Raw genomic sequence first — 20,695 nt, 5'->3', positions numbered from 1 at the left:
GCTAAGGTAACTTTGTTTGACAACAAAATGAATGTATTAAAAACCACTAATGCGGATCAAAACGGAGCGTACACTTTCTTAGTAGAATGCAGCAGAATGTACACCGTAAGGGCTGAAAAAGAAAATTATACTACCAATGAAAAACAAGTTACTATTGCTAAAGAAAACGGAAGAACCCATTTACCTATAGCTTTAGAAAAAGACCAGTGTAAAGTAACTATTGGAGATGATTTAGGAAAATGCTTTGGTATTAAAAATATCTATTTTGACTTGGATAAATCAAATATCCGAACCGAAGCGGCTCTGGATTTAGAAAAAATATTAGATGTTTTGAATCAATATCCTAATATGAAACTTGATATTCGCTCGCATACTGATAGCCGTGCTTCCTTTAAATACAACGAAGCTTTGTCAGACAGAAGAGCTAAATCAACCATTAGCTGGTTAGTTCAAAACGGCATAAGTGCTGACAGATTAACAGGTAAAGGATATGGTGAAAGCCAACTGGTTAACAGATGTGCCGACAATGTAAAATGTACCGAAGAAGAACACCAGATGAATCGTAGAAGTGAATTTATCATTACGGATTTGTAATAATAAAAAATATTTATTGATTATTGGGTTGAGATGGTTACTGTCTACATTTCTTCTGTTTTAAAATTGGAACTCAGAGAAAAGGTACTGCTTTCTCTTCATTTGTTTGAAAAGGATAAATAAGTGTCTTAATATTGCCGAAACTCGATTGTACAATAGATTGGGCTTAACTACTCTCTAATTCGATACGAGTTGCTGCGTTAGATAAGCAAGTAAAAGGTAAAGTTGGGAATATCGTTATTAAACCAGCTAAAAGTTATGTAAAAGTCACTTCTGAAAATATCAAATATTTTTACATGTTTTTTGTGTGTAAATAAATAGATAATCGGATTTTTTCCGATTATCTGTCAGTTATATAACAGTATTTTGAGTTTGTAGTAATATTTTAATCCAATAATTATCGCTGAAAGATCTAAAAAAGTGTTTCTTGTTAGATTAGAAAAACATAAAAAGAGGAGGATGCAACTCCAAGTTACTTTGTATTAGTATTCCTTTAATAATTTTATAATGGTAGTTAAAAAAAATATTATCATTATTATTAATGAAAATACTATCAGTGATTATAGAAGAGGGAAATTAAAGAAATTTAAATAACATGAGCTACAAGTAATTGTGTATCGATCAATTTGTAGTAACAAAAGCATATCACTTTTTCAACACCAAATAAGCCAGTCCCGGATTATTGAGTAATCGTTCCATTTCATAGTGTATAATTTCCTGAGTACCCTGTTTAACCTACAGGTAATTCCGTTGTACAATAGTATTATCCAGTTTTCGAATAACGGCTATATCTTTGTAATTTTCCTGTTCTTTTTTTAATGCATCATGATCATTTATTAACTTGCAATGAAATGTTTTGAGTTTAATTTTACAATCGGGATCATCGGCAACCATACCGACGAATTCGCCGGAACTCAAAGCAGCAATTTTAGAAGGAGGGACAGCAGATTCTAACTGTTTGGAACGGCTAATTTAGGTATTATCTCCGCTATTAATAGAAAGACTTTCTCTGTCCTGCATAATTTTACCAAATCGGTCTGACAATTGTTTTGCAGTATCACCCGTTACTTGTCCGCTGATAATATTTCCGGTAATATTCATAATCACAACAGCCTGTTCAAGACCATAATCTTTTCGTAGTTGACTGAAATCCTGAATACCTAAACAAGACGCTACTTTGTTGCTTCTGGCTGTGGCAATTAGGCTATCCATATTATTGAGGTAAATTGTTGAAAATTCATCAAATATCAGACTGCTTTTTTGCTTGCCTTTTTGGTTAACCTGTTTTATTAACCGGCTTACATATAGCGATAAGACGGCTCCGTAAATCTGTATTTTTTGAGGATTATTACCCATGCAGACAATCTTGGGTTCCTCTGGGTTATTAATATCTAAATTGAAGTCATTACCAGATAAGACATAATAGAGTTGGGGAGAGGACAACCTTGCCATTGCGATTTTAGCCGATGCAATTTGCCCTTCGAGTTGTTCCATTACATCGTTGAGATAAGCAGGGTTCAAATGGATTTTAAGGAAGCCGATACCAATGGCAATTTTAAGTTGAATCAATATCATCAAAATTATGGATACGATCTTGAAAATGCTTTATCCAAGCATCCGATTAAAGAACTGGAGACACCCAAGTACAAAGAAGTTCTTATGGATTCCATCAAAAAAGGGAATCGCCAATCGGTTACTTTCGTAAAAGACGGAAATGAAATCAAGCAATATGTTGAAGCCAATCCTCAATTCAAAACCATCAATGTTTACGATTCCAATATGAAGCGCATCGATAACCGACAGTCTAAAGAGGAAAAGCAGACTGGAGGAGAAACTAAGTCGGCTAAACAAGAGGCTAAAAAGCAAAACCAAAGTGATGATACCGATCGCCCGGAAGCACCCCAAGAAAAAAAGAGAAGAAAAAAACAGTCTAATTCAATTTAGATACTAATGGAAACGATAAACCCCTTATCACATTTTTTTTCAGCAATTGAAAACGATTTTAGGATCAGTATTACACATATTGGTATCTATGCCGCTTTGTTGCAGTTTAGGACAGATAAGGGGTTTATTAATCCAATTGAGGCATATAGTTATGAAATCATGCCTATTGCTAAGATATCTGCACCGTACACCTATCATAAATGTGTAAAGGAATTAAGTGAATATGGGTATATCAGGTATGAGCCTTCTTTTAAAAACAATCAAAGGAGTAAGATTTATTTTCAATGATCTTTATATGAATCGCAAGTCTAATATGTAAAGTGACGGAACTATGAAAAAATTAACCTATGACGAAATCCCTGATGCAGTAGTGAATCTGGGTGAAAAGATAGAGTGGATCGAGTTGTTGTTAAAAGAGAACTTTTATATCCATAAACTTAATGATAGATCTCAAAATCATTTGGTAAAGGAGAAATGCTCTTCGAGCTTCAATAAAAGTGATTTGGCGCAATTTTTTTACATTCTGATGGATGAGAATGTTTTATTTTTTGATGATAAAAGAGAAAAGTATAATAGAAGCAAAATGCAGCAGTTCATCGAAGAGAATTTTACCTATAGTGGGGATGCGGGCTTGCAGACTAAAATAGACACTATTAGTAAACAATTTTCCGAATCTAAAGGGTTTACCTATGGAGAAAAACAATTAAGATTTTTGGATAAAATTATTTGGATGTTCCAAAGGCGAAGAGAAAAAGTAGCAGCTAGATAGCTTTTAGCCTTGAAATTTCAAAATGAATTATTTTTTAATTTTTATTACGTTTAAACTTTTCATCATGTCAAAACAAACTAACGAAGATAAAATCTCTTATATAGTGGCAATTAAGCAATTGTTAGATCCATTGTATGCCCGATTAGAAAAAATTGATTTTAAGATTAAAGGTCAAGATCTAAAAAAGTCTGTTAGGTACTACAGGAATGAGGATTTAAAGAAAATATTCGGACTGTCAAATAATACTATTATTAAATACCGTCAAACAGGAGTGCTGCCATATACTAAATTGGGAGATATTTATTTGTACGATACGGCTATAATAGAAAAAATACTTAATGAAAATAAACAATAAATATTCAGTTTGATTTTGAATAATTTTCATCAGATAAACTAAAGTAGTACCTTTTAATCCCGTACAATCTAAGTTTTTTATGTAGTGTGATTTTACAGGATAGACCTTTTTTTAAGAATTAAACGCTTTATTCATCAACTCCTGTTCACTTCTTGAAATCCCTATTTCTTTGGCTATAGTTTTCCAGTTGCTCGTTACTTGAAGAACTTCCTGTATAATAATTTCCATTTGTTGTTTGTTTAGACGGAAATATTCGCCCACGCTTTTTGCTAATTCAAGATCAAGATCATTGTTGTCCATATCAATGTTTAAAGCTAAGCCGTCTTTGTCAATAGATGGATTAAGGTCATAGGCCGGTGATAGTGTCCAGCCTTCCTTAGTCAGTATGAAGCCGTGATTTCTTAAATGGTCGTCAGTATTTGAAATTGCAATGTTAAAAACAATTCTTCGCCATAGTTGGTGTAGATTTGCTTCTACATTTGCTCCATGATTACTGATAAACTCAGCAATGTCTAAATAGCTTGCCTGATGATCTCTAATTGTATCTTCGTTATTCGCTGTCATGGTCATTGCTGATGCAAAATGAATGCGTTTTCCATTCTCTCTATCAAAGCGTTTTGTAAAAAAAGTATGATGGTTGCCTATGATTTTTTCTATACGGCAAGCAGCCATGTTAATTCCTGCATTGATAGCTAATTGATAAGCTAAAAACTCCCAGGCTGCTTTGTCTATGGTATCTGTTTTAGAAGGGAATTTGGCAATCCAAAGACTTTTATCGCTGTCTAAAATATTAGCTTTAGGTCTTGCTCCACCTAATGAAGAACCTGGAGCCATAAGTACTGTTAACCATTTATTGACCTCTTCATTGTCGTTGTCATTTTCGAAAATAGATGCCGCATTTTGTAATTCTCGAATAGAGGACCAGGGTGGGGTAGAAGTGGTTTTATTATTGTCTAAGAAATCTCCATTGGGATCTGTTTTAAAACGCAATGCTCCCATACGGCTTTCGTCATACACACCTAAAAGAAAATCAATATCGTAGAGTGTTTTTGGTTTTTCGTTATTTTCCCTTGCAAGCTGTACTTCTCTGCGTTTCATTAAAGTCCGTCCCCAAGTATCGGGCATGCTGTCCAGAAATATTCCGAAGTTTTCTTTTTGATTTGGGTATTGTTTACCACCGTATAATTGAATATCCGGGTCGAGTATAAATTTTTGTTCTGATTTAAGCCACTCCTTATCGTATTCAAAACTGAATGCTTTTTTCCCTTTCGCTTGTTGTGCCGATAGGATGCCAATGATTTTCGGTTCGGACATTTCTTTCCAATGTGCATAAACGTATATGTCGGTTTTGTTGGTGGACATTTTGGATAATTTAAATTATTGGATTGTTTAAGTAGAATGCTTTGTTTCTCACCATGCTATTATTTTAGCAATTCAAGATCTTGTAGTTTTCTTCCTAGTTCATCATCTGAAGCGAGTTTAAGAAAATCATCTTGCAAGCCTAATACTCTTAGAACATTAAAATAGGCCCCAATAGCAACACTAGGATTTCCTTTTTCGATTTGATATAAAGTAGTCCTAACAATACCAGCTCTTTCAGCTACTTGAATAGTAGTTAGTTTTCTTCTTTTTCGGGCTAACTTTATGTTTTCTCCCATTTGTTCTAATGTTATTTGATGCTTCGGGAAAATGGTTTGCTTTTTTCTGTTCATTTTGATAAAATGTTCGTTATTATAAACAAAATTAATACTTATGTTCATAATAACAAACATTTTTGTGTTTTATTCTTTAGTGGATAGTACTGTGTGATCTTATAATTTCTAATATTAATTACTGTTTTAATGAATTCATTAACTATATTTTTGTTTTAATTTAGACATATCTACCATTACATTTTCATCTAATACCTTGGCATAATGTTGTGTCTGCTTAATATTTGTATGCCCTAACATTGATGAAACATTTTCTATTCTGACTCCATTGGCTAGAGTAACGGTTGTAGCAAATGTATGTCTTGATACATACCAAGTGAGATTTTTGTTTATTTCGCATAGATCAGCTATTTCCTTGAGGTAAGCATTCATTTTTTGATTGGATATCTTGGGAATCAAACCAATTTGTTGATTTTTATATTTGTTAATTATTTTTAGGGCTGGAGGGAGTAGAGGAACGTTTGCTCTAATTTCTGTTTTTGTTCTGTTGGTCAAAATCCAAAAATCATCATTACTGTCTTGGAAGATATTGCTTGAAGTTAGATTTAAAGCATCTACAGGGGCATATCCAGTATAGCAGCTAAATAAAAATATATCTTTTACTTTCTCCAGACGTTCAATAGAAAATTTTTTATTTTCAATGCGATCTAGCTCCTGTTGGCTAAGAAATACAGCATCTTTGATATTGAGTTTACCGGTATAGAGATCAAAAGGATTTTTATCTATCAGCCCCATTTTGATGCCATGATTACAGCAGGTTTTATACATTCTCATGTATTTGACTACAGAATTGTTTTTGATGCCAATTCTGCCTTTAAAATCACTTTCATATTTAAGAAATGCTTCAAGATTGTATATAAAAGCACTGGAAATTTCATTTGATGAGAGATCTTTGATGTTGTATTGTTTTCTCATAAAAGTGATAAGCAATTCTTTGGAGCGCTCGTATTTTTGAAGCGAAGCTTTAGAGCGTTCATCTCCATTAACTTTCTTTTCAAAGTATTTGTTATGCTTGTCTAAAATTTCTAATATACTTACTTCCTTGGTTTTTGGCTCAGTTTTACCAGTAAATTCGTTTTTTAGTAATTGCAATGAAATGTCTAAACTTTCTTTAATCATTTCATTGAATTTTTTTTCAATGTTTAGTTGAAAAAGATCTAAGCTGTGTTTTATAACTTTTTCCTTTTCAATTTTCAGCACGTTTCTCAGGTTGTTGGTAAAGAGCCATCTTTCTTTTAAGATTGATTTACCCGTTGCCATAGTTGTGGATTTTTGATTGTAGGTAATACGTGCAAAAATTGGAGATTCTCCATTTTTGTTCACTTTACCAGCCTTTAAATAGAAGATGATTTTTAACATGACTTCTTGTTTTTAAATTAATATTCAAATTGATTTAAAAACTCTGAAAGTATCTAGTGTTTACAGGGAATTCCTGAGGAATTCTTCAGATTTAGTGACCCTATTTTTGCTAAAAAAGGCACTAAATAAAATAGGGTCACCTATAGGGTCACTGTCCTTTGATATTATATGTGTTTTTTGACACAGTCTAAAAAAGAAAAAAGCCTTTAAATACTAGTATTTAAAGGCTTTTTGACTCTTAAAGTTTCTTTTGAAACTTCATCTGGCGGAGAAAGAGGTTCTTTCGTAATCCGCTTCAAGCCAATGTTTTCAATGCTTTACAAAGCTATATTTTACAGGGTACCAACGAGGGTACCAACCGATTAGAAACTTTCAAAGTACTAATTAATGCAAATATACTGTTTACTTCTTTTTAATACCCATATCGGGGAATTTACGATTTAAAATTTCAATAACTTTATTCTCAAGGTCGACCATTTCCTGTGGATTTGGAAGATTGGTTAACTTATTTCTGTTTATTATTTCTTCTAATAATAATTGAGTTCTTAAAACTTGAAAGTGAAGTTCAACAATCTCATTTGCTATATCTAGACCACCTATACTAACTCCCATTTTATTTTTTATTTTTTAATTCTAGTTCTAATTTCATCTTGTCGATTTCAAGTTGATAATTATGTGTTTGTAGTTCATTGTTTTCCTTTTCGAGTTTATTTAATCGAGAGTCTAACACTTCGAGGTATTTATCTGGAGAAGAAATTCGACCTTGCACTTGGCTAAGTTCAGTTCGTATATTCCAAACTATAACCACCATAGCACCCAATATTGTTGTGAATATATATTTTGCAACTATAATTTGAACCTTATTTAACTCATCTTTTATTTTATTTCGGATTGTTGATTCGCCTTTTATATAATCTGATTCTGAAAATAATGATGTACCAGATATACCAGATGTACCAGATGTGCCAGATGTGCCAGATGTTTGGGCTTTTACCATACTTTAGATATATGTTTGTGAAATAGATATTGAACAGCTAAAGTAGTGTTTATAAACTAAATATTTATAAAACAAAATCACTAATATCAAAAACGTTCTTACAAACTCATATAAATAATCGTCCAGCTCTTCCTGACGGATTCCCAAATACCTTTTCGTTATCGCTGGTGATGAATGTTTAAACAACTCACTCAAATACAACAAAGCCTTGTCGGTCTCGTTGTTGTTTGACTATACCAGACAGGCAAAATTCTTTCAAAGGCTATACCGTTAATACTTTCAAGACTTTTATAAACAAATAATTAACGATAATGAGATTTTGAATAAATTATTTTTTTGATTAGAAACTTTTAAGGAAGTAAATGAACAAATATATAATTCTAGTTAACCTAAGAAAAAAAACTATAAAAGGACGTATAATTATACGTCCTTTTATAGTTTAACCGAGTGTTAAATCTTCTTTTTCTACCGAAAAAATATCTATTAAATACTTTTCAATACTTGGAGCAAGGGTTTTATAAAGTGGTAAATTCTCTTTTGGCACATCATCTTCCGAAATACATAAAAAGTGTATTACAGCTATTGGTATATTTAAAACTTCGCTAAGTTTCTCAAGTGTGTCTGATTGAGGTTTGAAAGTACCGCTAATAATCTGTGATAATGCAGTAGGACTTTTGCCAATTAATTTAGCTACTTCTACTTGTTTAAAACCTCTTTTTTTGATTAAAAGTTTAATTACTTTACCTATTTCCATAATAAATTATTTTTATTGAAATATAGATGCAATACTTACTGCTGTAGTAGTTATTGCTTCCATTAATTTAATTCCTATTAGAATTTGTTCTTCTTTTGTTTTTGCTTTAGGGATTTCCTCTTTTAGCATTATTAACAATTCTCTAGTAACATCATTCATCTCTATGTTTAATAGAGCATTATCTATTTGAGACGTAATCTCTTTATTTCTATTTTTCATTTCTTTAATATTTTGATTTTAAAATCTAAAATATTAAGGTTTAGAAAACCATCATAAACCTTAATTCGCCTAAGCTGTTAAAGAATATGAATGGTGTTCGTCATCTAGGTTTTTGAAATAAAAACTATTTATTTTTCTAAAAAAATCTCTTTTATTTAATGCACTTTTTTTAAGAATATTAGATATTGATATTATAATTTTATTTAAAAATTCTAATTCAAATACAGAGCGGTTGATTGTTTCTTCTAATTCTTCAATCTTAGTAAAATGAGTCCAAAGAAAATCTTCTAAACCATGGGTATATGTAAAATCGAAACCCCCATTGATAATGAAGTTTTTTAAATTTTCTAAATGATGTTGGTGACGAGTTAAGTCACGGTCGATTATTCCTTGCGTAAACTGATAAGAATTACTATATCCTTCACTATAACTAATACTTCCATTTAAAACTTTTTCGACTTTCTGACTTATTTTGTTTTTTAATAGATTGTTCTTTGCTATATCATATTCAGCAAAAGAATGTAAAGTTTCATAATATTCTAATTTTTTAAAACTACTATTAAAATTAGCAAGTTTAGGAGGATAGTTATTCCAAGTATCAGATGTGTTTATTTCTGGATAACTTGAAAAATATGATAATTTTAATGGCTTACTACACTCCTCAAAATATTTTTGTGTACGAATAAACTGTCGTAAAGTAAGCATTGTATTTGACATTCCACCACTATTGACTGATGTATAAAGGTCTAAAGGATTGTATGTGCTTTTTTTAGTATTTACAACTGCATTAGCCAGATTTTGACATCGAGAAAATAAATTATCTGATTGTTCAATTTTTAAATTTATTGAATTGAATTTTTTACAGACTTCTGAAATTTCGCTATATTGAGATTGAACTTTCATTATATTAGAAAGTTTCTCAGTTGCTTTTAATTGAGCAGTAAGCTGGGATGAGAAATTGATAATATTTTTTAAAGAATCATTCATGAGTACAAATTTAAGTTGAACTTAAATTTAAACCTAATTTATTTTGCTTTTATTTTAAATTTAACATTTAGCTTTGTTTTAAATTTAATAAATGTAGGACTTACATTGAATATATTTAAACTATTCTCCTACATTTACAATTGTTAAATTAAAAATACTTTAAATGAATAATGGTGACCTTTTAACTCTTATAAATAACAATAATTATCAAAATCATATAACAATTGAAAATAACGTTTATGATTTCTGTAAACTCCATTTGGTTGATGAAAGTAATCTTGAAGAATTAATAGGGTTTATTAGAAAACATAATTTATCTATTATAATTCATATTAATAAAGAGTTACTATTTCTAGATAAATTGTTTGATTTAATAATTAATTTATCTAATTGTATTTTTTATAAAGAAATAACGTTTAAAAATTGTGTTTTCCAAGAGAAGGTCGATTTTCGGCAAGCAGAATTCAAAGAGAAAGTTAGGTTTAATGGAAGTAAATTTGAAAAAAAAGTAAGATTTCACGAAAGTATTTTCAGTAAAACAGTATCATTTAACAATACTACATTTAAAGATTTAGCTGATTTTTGGAATGTTACATTCAATGATATACAACGTTTTTATCTTACTGATTTTTTAGGAGTAACAATTTTTTCACATGTTACATTTAACCATCAAGTCCAATTCATTTATAATAAAACATCTAAGGACACAATAATCAGTTTTGAAAATGCAAATTTTAATCAATCACTAGATATCTCGAGAGCTAATTTTTGGTGCAAACTTAATTTTTGGAGTGTTAATATTAATTATATTCCTACTGAAATATGGCTATATCAAACAGATGAAATTAGACAGTCACAAAATACAAATAATGAGAAAGCATATAAGGTCTTAAGGGAGACATATAGAATTATCAAGGACGTATTTTATAAAGAAGGGAATAATATTGAAGCTATTTCTTTTTATATGAGAGAGATGTCGGCTTATGGTAATGAATTAAAAGTGGATAATAGGAAAAATAAAATTGAAGAACGAACTTCTTTATTTTTTAATAAAATTTCAAATAATTTTGGGACAAGTTGGGCACGGGGTTTACTTTTTGTTTTTGTGATAACGGTAATTTTTTATAGTTTATTTTTAACCTTTCTATGGGATGAAATTTATTATCTCCCAACACATAAAGGTTTTGCATCATTTTTTAGGCATTTTTTTGAATTTCTAAATATTGCAAAGTGGGACATTAAACCATTTGGTATAACTGATTATAATTATTCATATATAGTTCTATTTATAGGTAGGATTTTTATAGGCTACGGTTACTATCAAACAATACAAGCATTTAGAAAATATGGTAAATCTTGAATATTTAAATTATGATACAAAACACAATAGAAGGTAACGCAAGTTTTTTTTTAAGTTATGATGCATTTTTAAGGTCATTTAAGCGTAACATTGATACACCTTATTCTTTCTTACTTGGTGCTGGAGCATCAATTAGTTCAGGAATTCAATCAGCTTATGACTGTATTTGGGAATGGAAAAAGGATATCTATTTGTCGAAACATTTAAATTCATCAGAGTTTTATAAGAATTATAAAAATGAATCTGTAAGAAGTAGCATTCAGAAATGGCTAGATAACGAGGGTATATATCCAAGTCTTGATTCATCTGAAGAATACTCCTTTTACGCACAAATAGCTTATCCAATAGCAAATGATAGAAGGAAGTATTTTCAAAGTCTTATTGAGAATAAAGAGCCATATATAGGATATAAAGCTTTATGTCTCCTTGCTAAAAATGATATTGTTAAAGCAGTTTGGACAACAAATTTTGATGGTCTCACAGTTAGAACTGCTTTTCAAAGTAGTTTGACGCCAATTGAGATTACTTTGGATAATGTTGATAGACTCTATCGTAACCAAAGCAAAAGAGAACTTCTTTCAATTGCGCTCCACGGAGATTATAAATATACCAAACTTAAAAACACAGAGAAAGAACTGGATTCTCAGGACGAAACCTTTTCTGACCATCTGGGAAATTACCATGTTGATAAGAATCTAATTGTGATAGGGTATAGTGGTAGAGATAAGTCTTTAATGAAATCTTTAAATGACGCATTTACTAAACAAGGAACTGGGAGACTTTATTGGTGTGGTTACGGAGATAAAATTAATGATGAAGTTGAAGAACTTTTAAGAAATATAAGAAATGCTGGACGAGAAGCCTTTTATATACCCACTGATGGTTTTGACAAGACTCTTATTCATTTATCAAAGTCAGCTTTTGAAGATAATTCTATATCATTAGAATCGCTTAATTCGATTCTTAAATTAGCAGATAATGAAGAATTATTAAAAGCAGAATTTGGTCAATCAATAGCTAGAGCAGATAAATATTTAAAAAGTAATTTACATGCAATAGTCTTTCCAAAAGAATTATTTCAATTTGAAGTTGAATATGGAGATAATAAGCCTTGGGCATTTTTAAAAGACAAAACTAGGAATACTGATATTTGTGCAATTCCCTTTAAGAAAAAAGTTTTTGCGCTAGGTACATTATCAGATATATCAAATGTTTTTAAGAAAACTGAAATTAGAAGGGTTCCCATTTCGAAATTTGATATTGAGAATGTTAGCGCATTTAGGTCTTTAATGATTCAAGCTGTCCTGAAGCACTTTTTAAGTTATGGACTATTTGATTCTAATTTAAAGGATAAACTTTGGTTAAGAACCAGTGACAAATCAATTGGAGATAAAAAAATTCACAAAGCAATTTACCTATCTTTTTATTTTGATAATAACACTAAATTTGGTTATTTATCTTTCAGCCCAACTGTTCATTTGACAAGTGAATCCGAAATTTCAAAGGAGGTAAAGCAAAGAATAAGCAAAGAAGTTTTAGAGAAATTATACAATGATAAATTTGATGAAATTTTAGAATATTGGAATAGTATTTTGTTTAAAAATAAAAATCTAAAATTTGATTATCCATTAAATTCAGGAACTGGTTTTGAATTTCAAATTACTAAAAATACCGCTTTTGCCGAAATAATGGTGCTTGATAATAGTTACAGAGCTTATAAACCTTCAGATTATAATAATAAGCTAACACAATTTAAAGGTGTTCAGCATTTAGAGCCTCAGCTAATATTTCAAAATAACATGTCAAATTCTCAGGCTAAAGATTATCATCCTATGAGAGCATTGACAAATCATAAACCTTTTGATAGTAATTTAAACGGAGTAATTTATTCAAATGAAATTAATATAGCTGTTATTTGTGGCGAAAATTATTCTGAAAAATTATATAATTTCTTGAATCAATTAAATTTAAAGCATCTTACAGATAATATTAATCCCGATTTCTTGATTGAATATCCAAGCTTTGCTTCGGCATATAATTTACCCATAAATATTCCATATTTTGGAGATGCTGATAAATGGATAAATATCGAATTAGATAAATCCAATAGAGGTAATACGGATAGTGAAAATGCAATTAAATTGGCTAGATTAATAACTTCAAAAATTGAACAAATAATTAATATTCAGAGTCAACATACTATTGTAATCTTCATACCAAAGGAATGGCAGGCGTTTGAGAGCTTTCAAGAAAAAGGGGAAACTTTTGATTTGCATGATTATATAAAAGCATTTTCAGCTTCTAAAGGGGTTTCAACACAGTTAATTAGAGAAGAAACCTTAAGTGATAGATTAAAGTGTCAAGTATATTGGTGGTTATCTTTATCTTTTTATGTAAAATCATTAAGAACACCTTGGATATTAAATAACCAAGAAAAAAATACTGCATATGCTGGAATTGGTTATAGTATTAAGAAGAACTCAAATGATACCGAGGTTGTAATTGGTTGTAGTCATATTTACGATTCGAATGGTCAAGGCTTAAAATATAAATTATCAAAAGTTGATAATTATTTTTTAGATAAACAGTCAAATCCTTTTATGTCTTATAATGATGCCTTTCAGTTTGGAGTTTCAATTAGAGAGCTTTTTTATAATTCATTAGATAGGTTACCAGAAAGAGTTGTAATTCATAAAAGGACAAAATTCACAGAAGATGAGATTAAGGGAATTACAGCTAGTCTGAATTTGGCAGGTATAACAAAAATAGATTTAATAGAGATTAACTACGAAACTGAAGCTCGTTTTTTATCTATGAATGTATTTAATAGTTTATTAAGCACCGATAAATTTCCAATATCAAGAGGAACATGTATTGTAACTAATAGATTTGAAGCACTATTATGGACTCATGGTATCGTTCCATCAGTAAGGAATACAAATTACAGATATTACTTAGGAGGTAGGAGTATTCCTGCTCCTATAAAAATAACGAGACATTACGGTGATTCGGATATCAATACAATTGCAATTGAAATTTTAGGATTAACTAAAATGAATTGGAATTCTTTCGATTTATATTCCAAATTACCTGCCACTATTAATTCATCAAATCAAATTGCTCGTATTGGGAAACTACTTTCAAGATTTGAAGGCAAAACATATGATTATAGGCTGTTTATTTAAAAATACAAGAAATCAACTTGATTATTTTGATATATAGTTTTTTTATTTTTCTGTTTTATTGCAAGTTTGTTATATTATCTGAGACACCAGCAAGTTCATAAAATGTATTTCTTATAATTATCATTAAAACACGATGTATTCGGTTTATTAAAAGTCCAGCAATTCACTCAGTGGGATTTCAAGTCCTTTGCTTATTTCAAGAAGATAAAGATATGTTGGGTTAAATTCTCCTGCTTCGACTTTATGAATAGATTGTTGGTCTTTTAATATAAGTAAACCAAGTTTAGCTTGTGATAATCCACGAGCTGTCCTTAATTGCTTAATACGCAATCCTAATCGCTTCAATTCATTTGTATTATCCATAGCTTCCATATGAAGCCAATTTGAGGATAATGCTTAATTTTTTTAACATACTATAATATGTTAATCGAATTTTTAATTATGTTTGTGGAAACTTAAAAAGTAAACGTTAAAACAAGAAAATAGTACGGTAACTAATTCTTAATTTTTTGAAAATTAATTTGCTGTAGGTTTGGGATGAATTATAAAATTTTATCATGGGAAAAATTTCAATGTGTCCTAGTTGCGGTAATAGCCGTAATGGAGATAAAGTTAAAAGATGCGCAATGTGCAAAAAAATTACATGTAGTAAATGTTCGTTTACAGGATGCACGTGCGAAAGTAAATCCTATGACAAGCATTATACTATTTCAAATTAATTTTTTTAAAAAACCTTTCACCCCATTCCTTACATTCTTTAATAATTGCAAGTTGCATCTATGAAATAAACTAATACAATTTAAAATTATAAACAATGAAGAATGTATCAAAAGAAACTACGAAACCAAAAAAGGTTAAGTGTGATAAGTGTAATGGCACTGGAAAAATTAAAAGTTTAATTTGTACAACTTGTAACGGAACAGGAAAAAGAGACTTGTTATTAGACTAATAAAATGCAGGCAAACAAGTATAAACAATAAACCTAATTAAATAAAATATGAAAATTCAACTATCATTCCTAATTGTTCTTATTCTTGTTAGCTGTCAAAAAAATGACAATAAAAAAGACATTAATGAAAAACCTTTAACTAAATCAATCGAATATTTGGATTTTGAAAATCTAAGCAGTGAAGCTAAAGTAGAGTTTTCAAAAAATTATTGGTTAGGAAGTGGCAAAATAACTCACGTAAGTTTAGAAAATGGTGGCGTACTTGTTGGATTAACGGATGATAATGACCTATACAAAAATCTAATTGTCACTGAAAATTACATAGTGGTTTCATCTAGTTTTGGGCAAAATTCCCAGACGATAATTTACAATAAAAAGCAATCAAAACTAATTCCACAAATTAACTCAAGCATGTTTGTAACAGGATTATTAGGTCAAGATGTTTTATCTGTTCAAAAAGATTATTATGATTCATTAGATGCCCAAGACCCAAATTACAGAGGGCACATTTTCGAAAATGGAAAATTTGATTTAAGAACTAGTAAATATTCATTTATAAGTAATGAGTAAGTTTTAATGTCGTAAAAAATATTTAATTACTCTTTTGTGTAGTTATGATGAATATTAAAACAGTTATTAAATAGACATGCTTATTTACTCATAATTGCCACTCTATAAATTAAAAATACTATGGATAAACTTGAAAACTTAAAAAAACTAAAACAGTTATTAGATGATGGTGCACTTTCTGAAAAAGAATGTGTTGAAATGAAAATTCAAATTTTATCAAAGACAAATAATGAAAAAGAATCAATACAAAATTTAAATGTTACGAAAAAAGGAACTGAACAAAATGGAATATTAACTATTAGTTTTAGTGGACAGTGGTTTCTATTTGATGCGAAAACAAAATTGTTTGTAAACGATGACTTGCATTGTACTCATTCCACAAAACAAGGATTTAATGTTAGAATACCTATCATAACAGATAAAATATCAATTAAAGTTGTACTGGCATCTATTAAATCAACGCTTTATGAGTTACAAGAACTCGATAAATCAAAAAATTACACATTAGGTTTGATTTACGATACAGCTTGGGGAAAATACAGCAATAAATTTAATATCACAGAAAATGGTTAAAGTAAAAGTAAAACAGGAAATATCAAATAAATGGAAATATTTCTTAATGCTTGTTTGTTTTGCAATTTTACTAACATTTTTAAATATTGGGACAGATAAAATTTTCGAAATTTTTCGTAATCCAAATGATAGTTCAAACAATAATTCTTCTCAAAAGGAACGAGAAGATGTTGATTCTGTGAGCAATTCAATTGAATCAACTTCCAACATTTGTTCAATTTGTGGCAAAAAATTTAACATTAGAGGTTACGAGGAAGTTTCAGAAGGAGTTTGGAGAGAGCTGGCAGAAGGGAATCAAGGTCAAATTTGCAGTCCTGCTTGTGGTAGAATTCATACCCAACAATTTAATGATGTTGCAAAAAAGTATGGCGTTGATTTAGAGAATTCTGAAACAAACACTAGCAGTGAAGCCGAATATAAGATGGGTAATGATGGCAGAGTTTATGAACAAAATAAATGCCCATTATGCAAAGGAACAGGTATTGAAACAGGGCGCAATGTCGCTACTGGAGAAACTGAAGGAAGGATTTGTCCTATGTGTGAAGGTAGAGGTGTTAGGAGTTATTAAATCTTAAAAAAAAAACAATATGAACAAATTAATAGTAATAATAATTTTTATGTTTTTGTTGGTATCAGCAGTTGCCCAAACAAAAACCACCACTTATAAAAACAAAAGTGGTAATCCTGCTGGTTATTCAAAACAAACAGGAAACAAAACAGTTTATTATGATAAATCTTATAATAAAACTAGCACTTCTAAAGAATCTAAAAACGGTACAACAACATTTTACAACAAACAAGGAAGTAAAACTTCAACAAAAAAGACCAAATGAAAATAATCAAGCCAATATTATATTGCTTATTTTTTTTAGCAATTCTATTTTCTTCTTGTAAAAAAAGAGCCGAAACATTAGATGAATCAAATCAACAAAATTTAAATATTACTGATACCGTTACCGTTGCCCACGAAAATAACATAAATTCAATTTCAACTGTCACAATAGGCAATCAAATTTGGATGACGAAAAATTTAGATGTAATTACTTTTAGAAATGGCGATACCATTTTTGAGGCAAAATCGGAAGAAGATTGGAAGAGAGCTTCAAAACTTCATATTCCAGCATGGTGCTACTATAATAATGATGATGAAAATGGCAAAAAGTATGGATGTCTTTATAATTGGTATGCCGTAATGGACGAAAGAGGTTTAGCTCCTTTGGGTTTTCATATTCCTAACAATCTTGAATATGATATGCTTCTTTTAAACTTGGGGTTGGGTCATCACGGTAATCAACAAGATAGACACAATACAGCGACTAAATTAAAATCAACAAGCAACTTGTGGTCGTCCATTATGGATAGGAAGAATGAAACTGCAACAAATAGCAGTGGTTTTACCGCTTTACCTGCTGGATTAAGATATGAAAGTAGTGGTAGTTTTAATGACATCAATGAACAAGGTCATTGGTGGACATCTGAAAATGTTTGGAATTCAAGTTTTAATCAAGTAAATTCAAACAAAAGGAATCCGAGTGAATTATCTATTGATTATTGGGTATCGGGTATTGGAGCAGGAAGTTTTGATGCAGGGACTGGACTTTCGGTAAGATGTATTAAAGGAGAAATGAATAGAACCACTAAAATTCCAATATTGCAAAATGAATTTGTAGAGTTAGACAAAGACGGAAAACCAAGAGAAGGCACATGGACTTTTGATAGTTATAGAAATTCTGTAACTAAAACATATATCAATGGTATCGAAAATGGTGTAAGAATGACATACGATGGTTATGGAACACTTCTCTCAAGGCAAAACTACAAGGACGGCATGCTAAATGGAGAAAGTAACGAGGTTAATATTTACGGCGAGATTACTGAATCAGGCAATTATTATAATGGTAAAAAAGTTGGAGTATGGACGAAATACAAATGGACAAATAGAAGAATGGACGGAAGAGGAGCAACAATGGAAATTGAAAGCACCGAAAATTTTGATGAAAATGACCATAAACCAGAAGAACAAGGAAGTAAGTACACACTTATTAATAAATAAATCAAAATAAACTAAATGAAAAAATTAACATTAGCATTTGCAATTATGGCATTTTTAATCGCTTCGTATACTTTTTTAAACACTTCTGGGTATTTGAATTCTATGAAAGCATACGTAAATGAGAGCACAAATAATACAACTTTGACTGATACTATTATTGAGTCAGTAAATTCAAAAAATGAACCTACGACTGAACAGACAGTTGAGGAATACGAAGCATCAATTCCACTTGAGTCTGTTCAAAGTCCATTATATGCAAGCTATGCAGGTAACTGTTTCCTCATTTGTCGTACAGAAGATAATGCTCGTTTATGTACTGAGCATATCGATTATAAAGGTCACTTTATTGAAGATATTAAGACTGCTATGGCTGGGGGAGAAACAGTTCACTTTAAAAATACAATTTGGAAATATGATTCGGGAGTTAAATTTAGTTTCAATGGTATGAGTTACGATTTAACTAAGCGTCAATGCGAGAAGTTAATCTATGATTTTAAGCATCCTAAACCATATTTAGGCAATTAAAACAATACAAAAACAATAAAACCCAGTTGGGTGTAACCACTGGTTTACAACTGTTCCAATTGATAAAATTGGAAGATTTAAGTCAAATGAGCAAGCGCAATTTTTTATACAAAAATTCTAAAAATATTTTTTTGAGAATTAGTCTTTTAAAATATTAATATCAAAAAAATTTGGAAAATATTTTTTGAGAACGCTATCGTACCCCCCACTTTGACCGATACACCACCCCCCCCCTCAGGGGCGGTAACTGGAGGGAGGGGAATATCAAATTCAAATCATAGAAAGATTCAACATCAAATCTTTTACCTTTTTTACGGTGTTTGGCGATACATTATACCCTTTGCTTTTATCGCTTGCCAGTTTTGCCAAATCTCTTAGTGACATTGTAGTATTTGATTTTATAACCTTAACAACTCTATTGTGTTTTGCTAGTGTTTCTTCTGGAGAATCATTTGTCCCAGCTAATCTGCCTTTATAAACTCCACGAAGACGACCTTGTGCAATACCCTCTTTTTGTCTTTCAAGAAGTGAGGCTTTTTCCAAACTCGATAGCTCTGATAAAATAGTTGTAATTAGGTTAAATACTGGATTGGCTTTTCCATTTATCATTGACTCAAGCCCTAAATTATCTATCTTCACAATCACTCCTTTATCAAAGAAAAATTTAAGGGTTTGTAATACATTGATAGTAGACCTTCCAGCCCTATCGATTGCATGGATTGAAACGAAATTCACTTCTCCAGCTTCAACGGCTTCAGTTAGTTTTTTTCCAGCTGGTCTTTCTGCAAATGGAATTGAACCGCTTATTGTATCAATAAATAATATTTCATCTGGATGGGATTTTGCCAGTTGGCGCAGGTTAGATTGTTGAGCCGTACTTTGGCGAATGTATCTCGCTTTTTTCATAACTAGATTATTTTAGGTGAAATTTTGAAAAAGTGTGCATTTTTAGGATGGTGTATTTTGCACAGTTTTATTGGTTGATATTATTGAGTAATAATTTTTTATAATGTGAGCAGTATGACTATAACCTAATTTTGCACAGTATTGAAAGCTATTTGCCTTCAATCCAGTCCAGAATATCTACTAGCATATCGCAATACACATCATTTACCTCTTTTATAGTTTCTCCTTTTTTGCTAACAAATGTTATCGTGTAAGTATCAATCCATTTTAATTGGATTCTAACAGTTCCTTTGTGTCTGAAACCTGAACATTGGAATTGTAATCCTCCTTGGTATTCTTTTGATTCTGGTAATGCAATAAAGTTTTTAGAACCATAAGCCATTAAAGCCCATTTATCAGCATATTTAATTTGTTCAATGATTGTTTTAGCTATTTCCATTTTGCTATAGTTATAAAGTGATACTTGATTAATACACTACAAAGTAAAGCAATATTTGACTAAAAAGCAAGTTTTGTTTAATATTTTATAAAATAAATTAAGCCTTACTTGATTTATTTTATATATTTGTAAAAAATATTAAAATGGCTGTACTACGATTAAAGGAAATAATGATATCAAAAGGAATGTCTAGGGATGAATTGTCATCAATAGTTGAAGTATCACCAACAACTATATCAAATATCTCAAGTGAAAAAAATTTACCAACGATTCAACTTCTCTTGAAGATAGCTGAAGCTCTTCATGTTGATATTAGGGAATTGTTTATTCCAACCAGAGGAACTTCTATAACTCAATTGGAAGTAGATGAAGCTAAGGAATTAATTGAAAAAGGACTTGGTATTTTAAAAGGAAAAATGTAGGTATTAAAAATTACCAGATATTT

27 protein-coding genes are annotated in these 20,695 nt (G+C 30.4%); 14 read left to right on the top strand and 13 right to left on the bottom strand.

Features of this window, described 5'->3' with window-relative positions:
- On the top strand, nt 1-594 hold a 594-nt coding region (locus tag BUB89_RS08030), incomplete at its 5' end, for an OmpA family protein (protein WP_143161159.1).
- Nucleotides 595-1,329: 735 nt separating this feature from the next.
- Here the strand turns inward: BUB89_RS08030 and BUB89_RS18345 are convergent.
- On the bottom strand, nt 1,330-1,512 hold the full coding sequence (locus tag BUB89_RS18345; RefSeq protein ID WP_304364773.1) for a hypothetical protein: 183 nt from the start codon (nt 1,510-1,512) through the stop codon (nt 1,330-1,332).
- A gap of 54 nt (nt 1,513-1,566) precedes the next feature.
- Nucleotides 1,567-2,088, bottom strand: coding sequence for a TraM recognition domain-containing protein (locus BUB89_RS18340; protein ID WP_304364774.1), 522 nt, complete (start codon nt 2,086-2,088; stop codon nt 1,567-1,569).
- A gap of 27 nt (nt 2,089-2,115) precedes the next feature.
- Between BUB89_RS18340 and BUB89_RS08020 the strand changes: the two genes are divergently transcribed.
- The 4 genes from BUB89_RS08020 (at nt 2,116) to BUB89_RS08005 (ending at nt 3,662) form a co-directional block, all read left to right on the top strand.
- Nucleotides 2,116-2,538: a hypothetical protein gene (locus BUB89_RS08020; RefSeq protein WP_073243783.1), complete on the top strand. Its 423-nt coding sequence runs from the start codon at nt 2,116-2,118 to the stop codon at nt 2,536-2,538.
- Nucleotides 2,539-2,544: 6 nt separating this feature from the next.
- Nucleotides 2,545-2,826 carry a hypothetical protein gene (locus BUB89_RS08015; protein WP_073243781.1) on the top strand — a complete coding sequence of 94 codons (282 nt, stop codon included), beginning with the start codon at nt 2,545-2,547 and terminating at the stop codon, nt 2,824-2,826.
- Between the two features lie 43 nt (nt 2,827-2,869).
- Nucleotides 2,870-3,307 carry a hypothetical protein gene (locus tag BUB89_RS08010; protein WP_073243779.1) on the top strand — a complete coding sequence of 146 codons (438 nt, stop codon included), beginning with the start codon at nt 2,870-2,872 and terminating at the stop codon, nt 3,305-3,307.
- A gap of 64 nt (nt 3,308-3,371) precedes the next feature.
- Nucleotides 3,372-3,662 carry a helix-turn-helix domain-containing protein gene (locus tag BUB89_RS08005; protein WP_073243777.1) on the top strand — a complete coding sequence of 97 codons (291 nt, stop codon included), beginning with the start codon at nt 3,372-3,374 and terminating at the stop codon, nt 3,660-3,662.
- 111 nt (nt 3,663-3,773) lie between these two features.
- Here the strand turns inward: BUB89_RS08005 and BUB89_RS08000 are convergent, their stop codons facing one another.
- From BUB89_RS08000 to BUB89_RS07965, 8 genes are all read right to left on the bottom strand, one after another.
- Entirely contained in the window at nt 3,774-5,024 is a 1,251-nt protein-coding gene (locus BUB89_RS08000) for a type II toxin-antitoxin system HipA family toxin (protein WP_073243775.1), read from the bottom strand.
- A gap of 59 nt (nt 5,025-5,083) precedes the next feature.
- Entirely contained in the window at nt 5,084-5,422 is a 339-nt protein-coding gene (locus BUB89_RS07995; RefSeq protein ID WP_234982558.1) for a helix-turn-helix domain-containing protein, read from the bottom strand.
- 90 nt (nt 5,423-5,512) lie between these two features.
- Entirely contained in the window at nt 5,513-6,733 is a 1,221-nt protein-coding gene (locus BUB89_RS07990; protein WP_073243773.1) for a site-specific integrase, read from the bottom strand.
- Between the two features lie 402 nt (nt 6,734-7,135).
- Nucleotides 7,136-7,345 carry a hypothetical protein gene (locus BUB89_RS07985; RefSeq protein WP_073243770.1) on the bottom strand — a complete coding sequence of 70 codons (210 nt, stop codon included), beginning with the start codon at nt 7,343-7,345 and terminating at the stop codon, nt 7,136-7,138.
- Nucleotide 7,346: 1 nt separating this feature from the next.
- A complete protein-coding gene (locus BUB89_RS07980) occupies nt 7,347-7,730 on the bottom strand; it encodes a hypothetical protein (protein WP_073243768.1) in 384 nt (127 codons plus the stop codon).
- A 439-nt stretch (nt 7,731-8,169) separates the two neighbouring features.
- Nucleotides 8,170-8,484: a helix-turn-helix domain-containing protein gene (locus BUB89_RS07975; RefSeq protein WP_073243766.1), complete on the bottom strand. Its 315-nt coding sequence runs from the start codon at nt 8,482-8,484 to the stop codon at nt 8,170-8,172.
- 12 nt (nt 8,485-8,496) lie between these two features.
- Entirely contained in the window at nt 8,497-8,703 is a 207-nt protein-coding gene (locus BUB89_RS07970; protein ID WP_073243764.1) for a hypothetical protein, read from the bottom strand.
- Between the two features lie 69 nt (nt 8,704-8,772).
- Nucleotides 8,773-9,690 carry a hypothetical protein gene (locus BUB89_RS07965; RefSeq protein WP_073243762.1) on the bottom strand — a complete coding sequence of 306 codons (918 nt, stop codon included), beginning with the start codon at nt 9,688-9,690 and terminating at the stop codon, nt 8,773-8,775.
- Nucleotides 9,691-9,853: 163 nt separating this feature from the next.
- Between BUB89_RS07965 and BUB89_RS07960 the strand changes: the two genes are divergently transcribed.
- Nucleotides 9,854-11,050, top strand: coding sequence for a pentapeptide repeat-containing protein (locus BUB89_RS07960; RefSeq protein ID WP_073243760.1), 1,197 nt, complete (start codon nt 9,854-9,856; stop codon nt 11,048-11,050).
- 11 nt (nt 11,051-11,061) lie between these two features.
- Nucleotides 11,062-14,235, top strand: coding sequence for an SIR2 family protein (locus tag BUB89_RS07955; protein WP_073243758.1), 3,174 nt, complete (start codon nt 11,062-11,064; stop codon nt 14,233-14,235).
- A 147-nt stretch (nt 14,236-14,382) separates the two neighbouring features.
- Here the strand turns inward: BUB89_RS07955 and BUB89_RS07950 are convergent, their stop codons facing one another.
- Nucleotides 14,383-14,607: a helix-turn-helix transcriptional regulator gene (locus tag BUB89_RS07950; RefSeq protein WP_234982556.1), complete on the bottom strand. Its 225-nt coding sequence runs from the start codon at nt 14,605-14,607 to the stop codon at nt 14,383-14,385.
- A gap of 625 nt (nt 14,608-15,232) precedes the next feature.
- Between BUB89_RS07950 and BUB89_RS07940 the strand changes: the two genes are divergently transcribed.
- The 6 genes from BUB89_RS07940 to BUB89_RS07915 all read left to right on the top strand — a co-directional run bounded on the left by BUB89_RS07940 (nt 15,233) and on the right by BUB89_RS07915 (nt 18,905).
- The gene (locus tag BUB89_RS07940) at nt 15,233-15,754 is read left to right on the top strand and encodes a hypothetical protein (protein WP_073243755.1); all 522 of its coding nucleotides are present in this window, start codon (nt 15,233-15,235) and stop codon (nt 15,752-15,754) included.
- A gap of 120 nt (nt 15,755-15,874) precedes the next feature.
- Nucleotides 15,875-16,327, top strand: a complete 453-nt coding sequence (locus tag BUB89_RS07935) for a hypothetical protein (RefSeq protein ID WP_073243753.1) — start codon at nt 15,875-15,877, stop codon at nt 16,325-16,327.
- A complete protein-coding gene (locus BUB89_RS07930; RefSeq protein ID WP_073243752.1) occupies nt 16,320-16,895 on the top strand; it encodes a hypothetical protein in 576 nt (191 codons plus the stop codon). Before BUB89_RS07935 ends, BUB89_RS07930 begins: the two co-directional genes overlap by 8 nt.
- 19 nt (nt 16,896-16,914) lie before the next feature.
- Nucleotides 16,915-17,160, top strand: a complete 246-nt coding sequence (locus tag BUB89_RS07925; RefSeq protein WP_073243750.1) for a hypothetical protein — start codon at nt 16,915-16,917, stop codon at nt 17,158-17,160.
- Complete coding sequence (locus BUB89_RS07920; protein ID WP_073243748.1) at nt 17,157-18,380, top strand: FISUMP domain-containing protein; 1,224 nt, start codon at nt 17,157-17,159, stop codon at nt 18,378-18,380. Before BUB89_RS07925 ends, BUB89_RS07920 begins: the two co-directional genes overlap by 4 nt.
- A gap of 15 nt (nt 18,381-18,395) precedes the next feature.
- Entirely contained in the window at nt 18,396-18,905 is a 510-nt protein-coding gene (locus BUB89_RS07915) for a hypothetical protein (protein ID WP_073243746.1), read from the top strand.
- 270 nt (nt 18,906-19,175) lie between these two features.
- On the opposite strand, the gene BUB89_RS07910 is transcribed toward BUB89_RS07915, so the two are convergent.
- On the bottom strand, nt 19,176-19,811 hold the full coding sequence (locus tag BUB89_RS07910; RefSeq protein ID WP_073243744.1) for a recombinase family protein: 636 nt from the start codon (nt 19,809-19,811) through the stop codon (nt 19,176-19,178).
- Nucleotides 19,812-19,959: 148 nt separating this feature from the next.
- Nucleotides 19,960-20,250, bottom strand: coding sequence for a hypothetical protein (locus BUB89_RS07905; RefSeq protein WP_073243742.1), 291 nt, complete (start codon nt 20,248-20,250; stop codon nt 19,960-19,962).
- Between the two features lie 143 nt (nt 20,251-20,393).
- Between BUB89_RS07905 and BUB89_RS07900 the strand changes: the two genes are divergently transcribed.
- On the top strand, nt 20,394-20,672 hold the full coding sequence (locus BUB89_RS07900; RefSeq protein WP_073243740.1) for a helix-turn-helix transcriptional regulator: 279 nt from the start codon (nt 20,394-20,396) through the stop codon (nt 20,670-20,672).
- The last annotated feature ends 23 nt before the right edge of the window (nt 20,673-20,695 follow it).

The organism is Flavobacterium flevense, from assembly GCF_900142775.1.
Classification (GTDB): domain Bacteria; phylum Bacteroidota; class Bacteroidia; order Flavobacteriales; family Flavobacteriaceae; genus Flavobacterium; species Flavobacterium flevense.
Note: the sequence above shows the minus strand (reverse complement) of the source record. Positions and strands in the feature narration are given on the sequence as shown.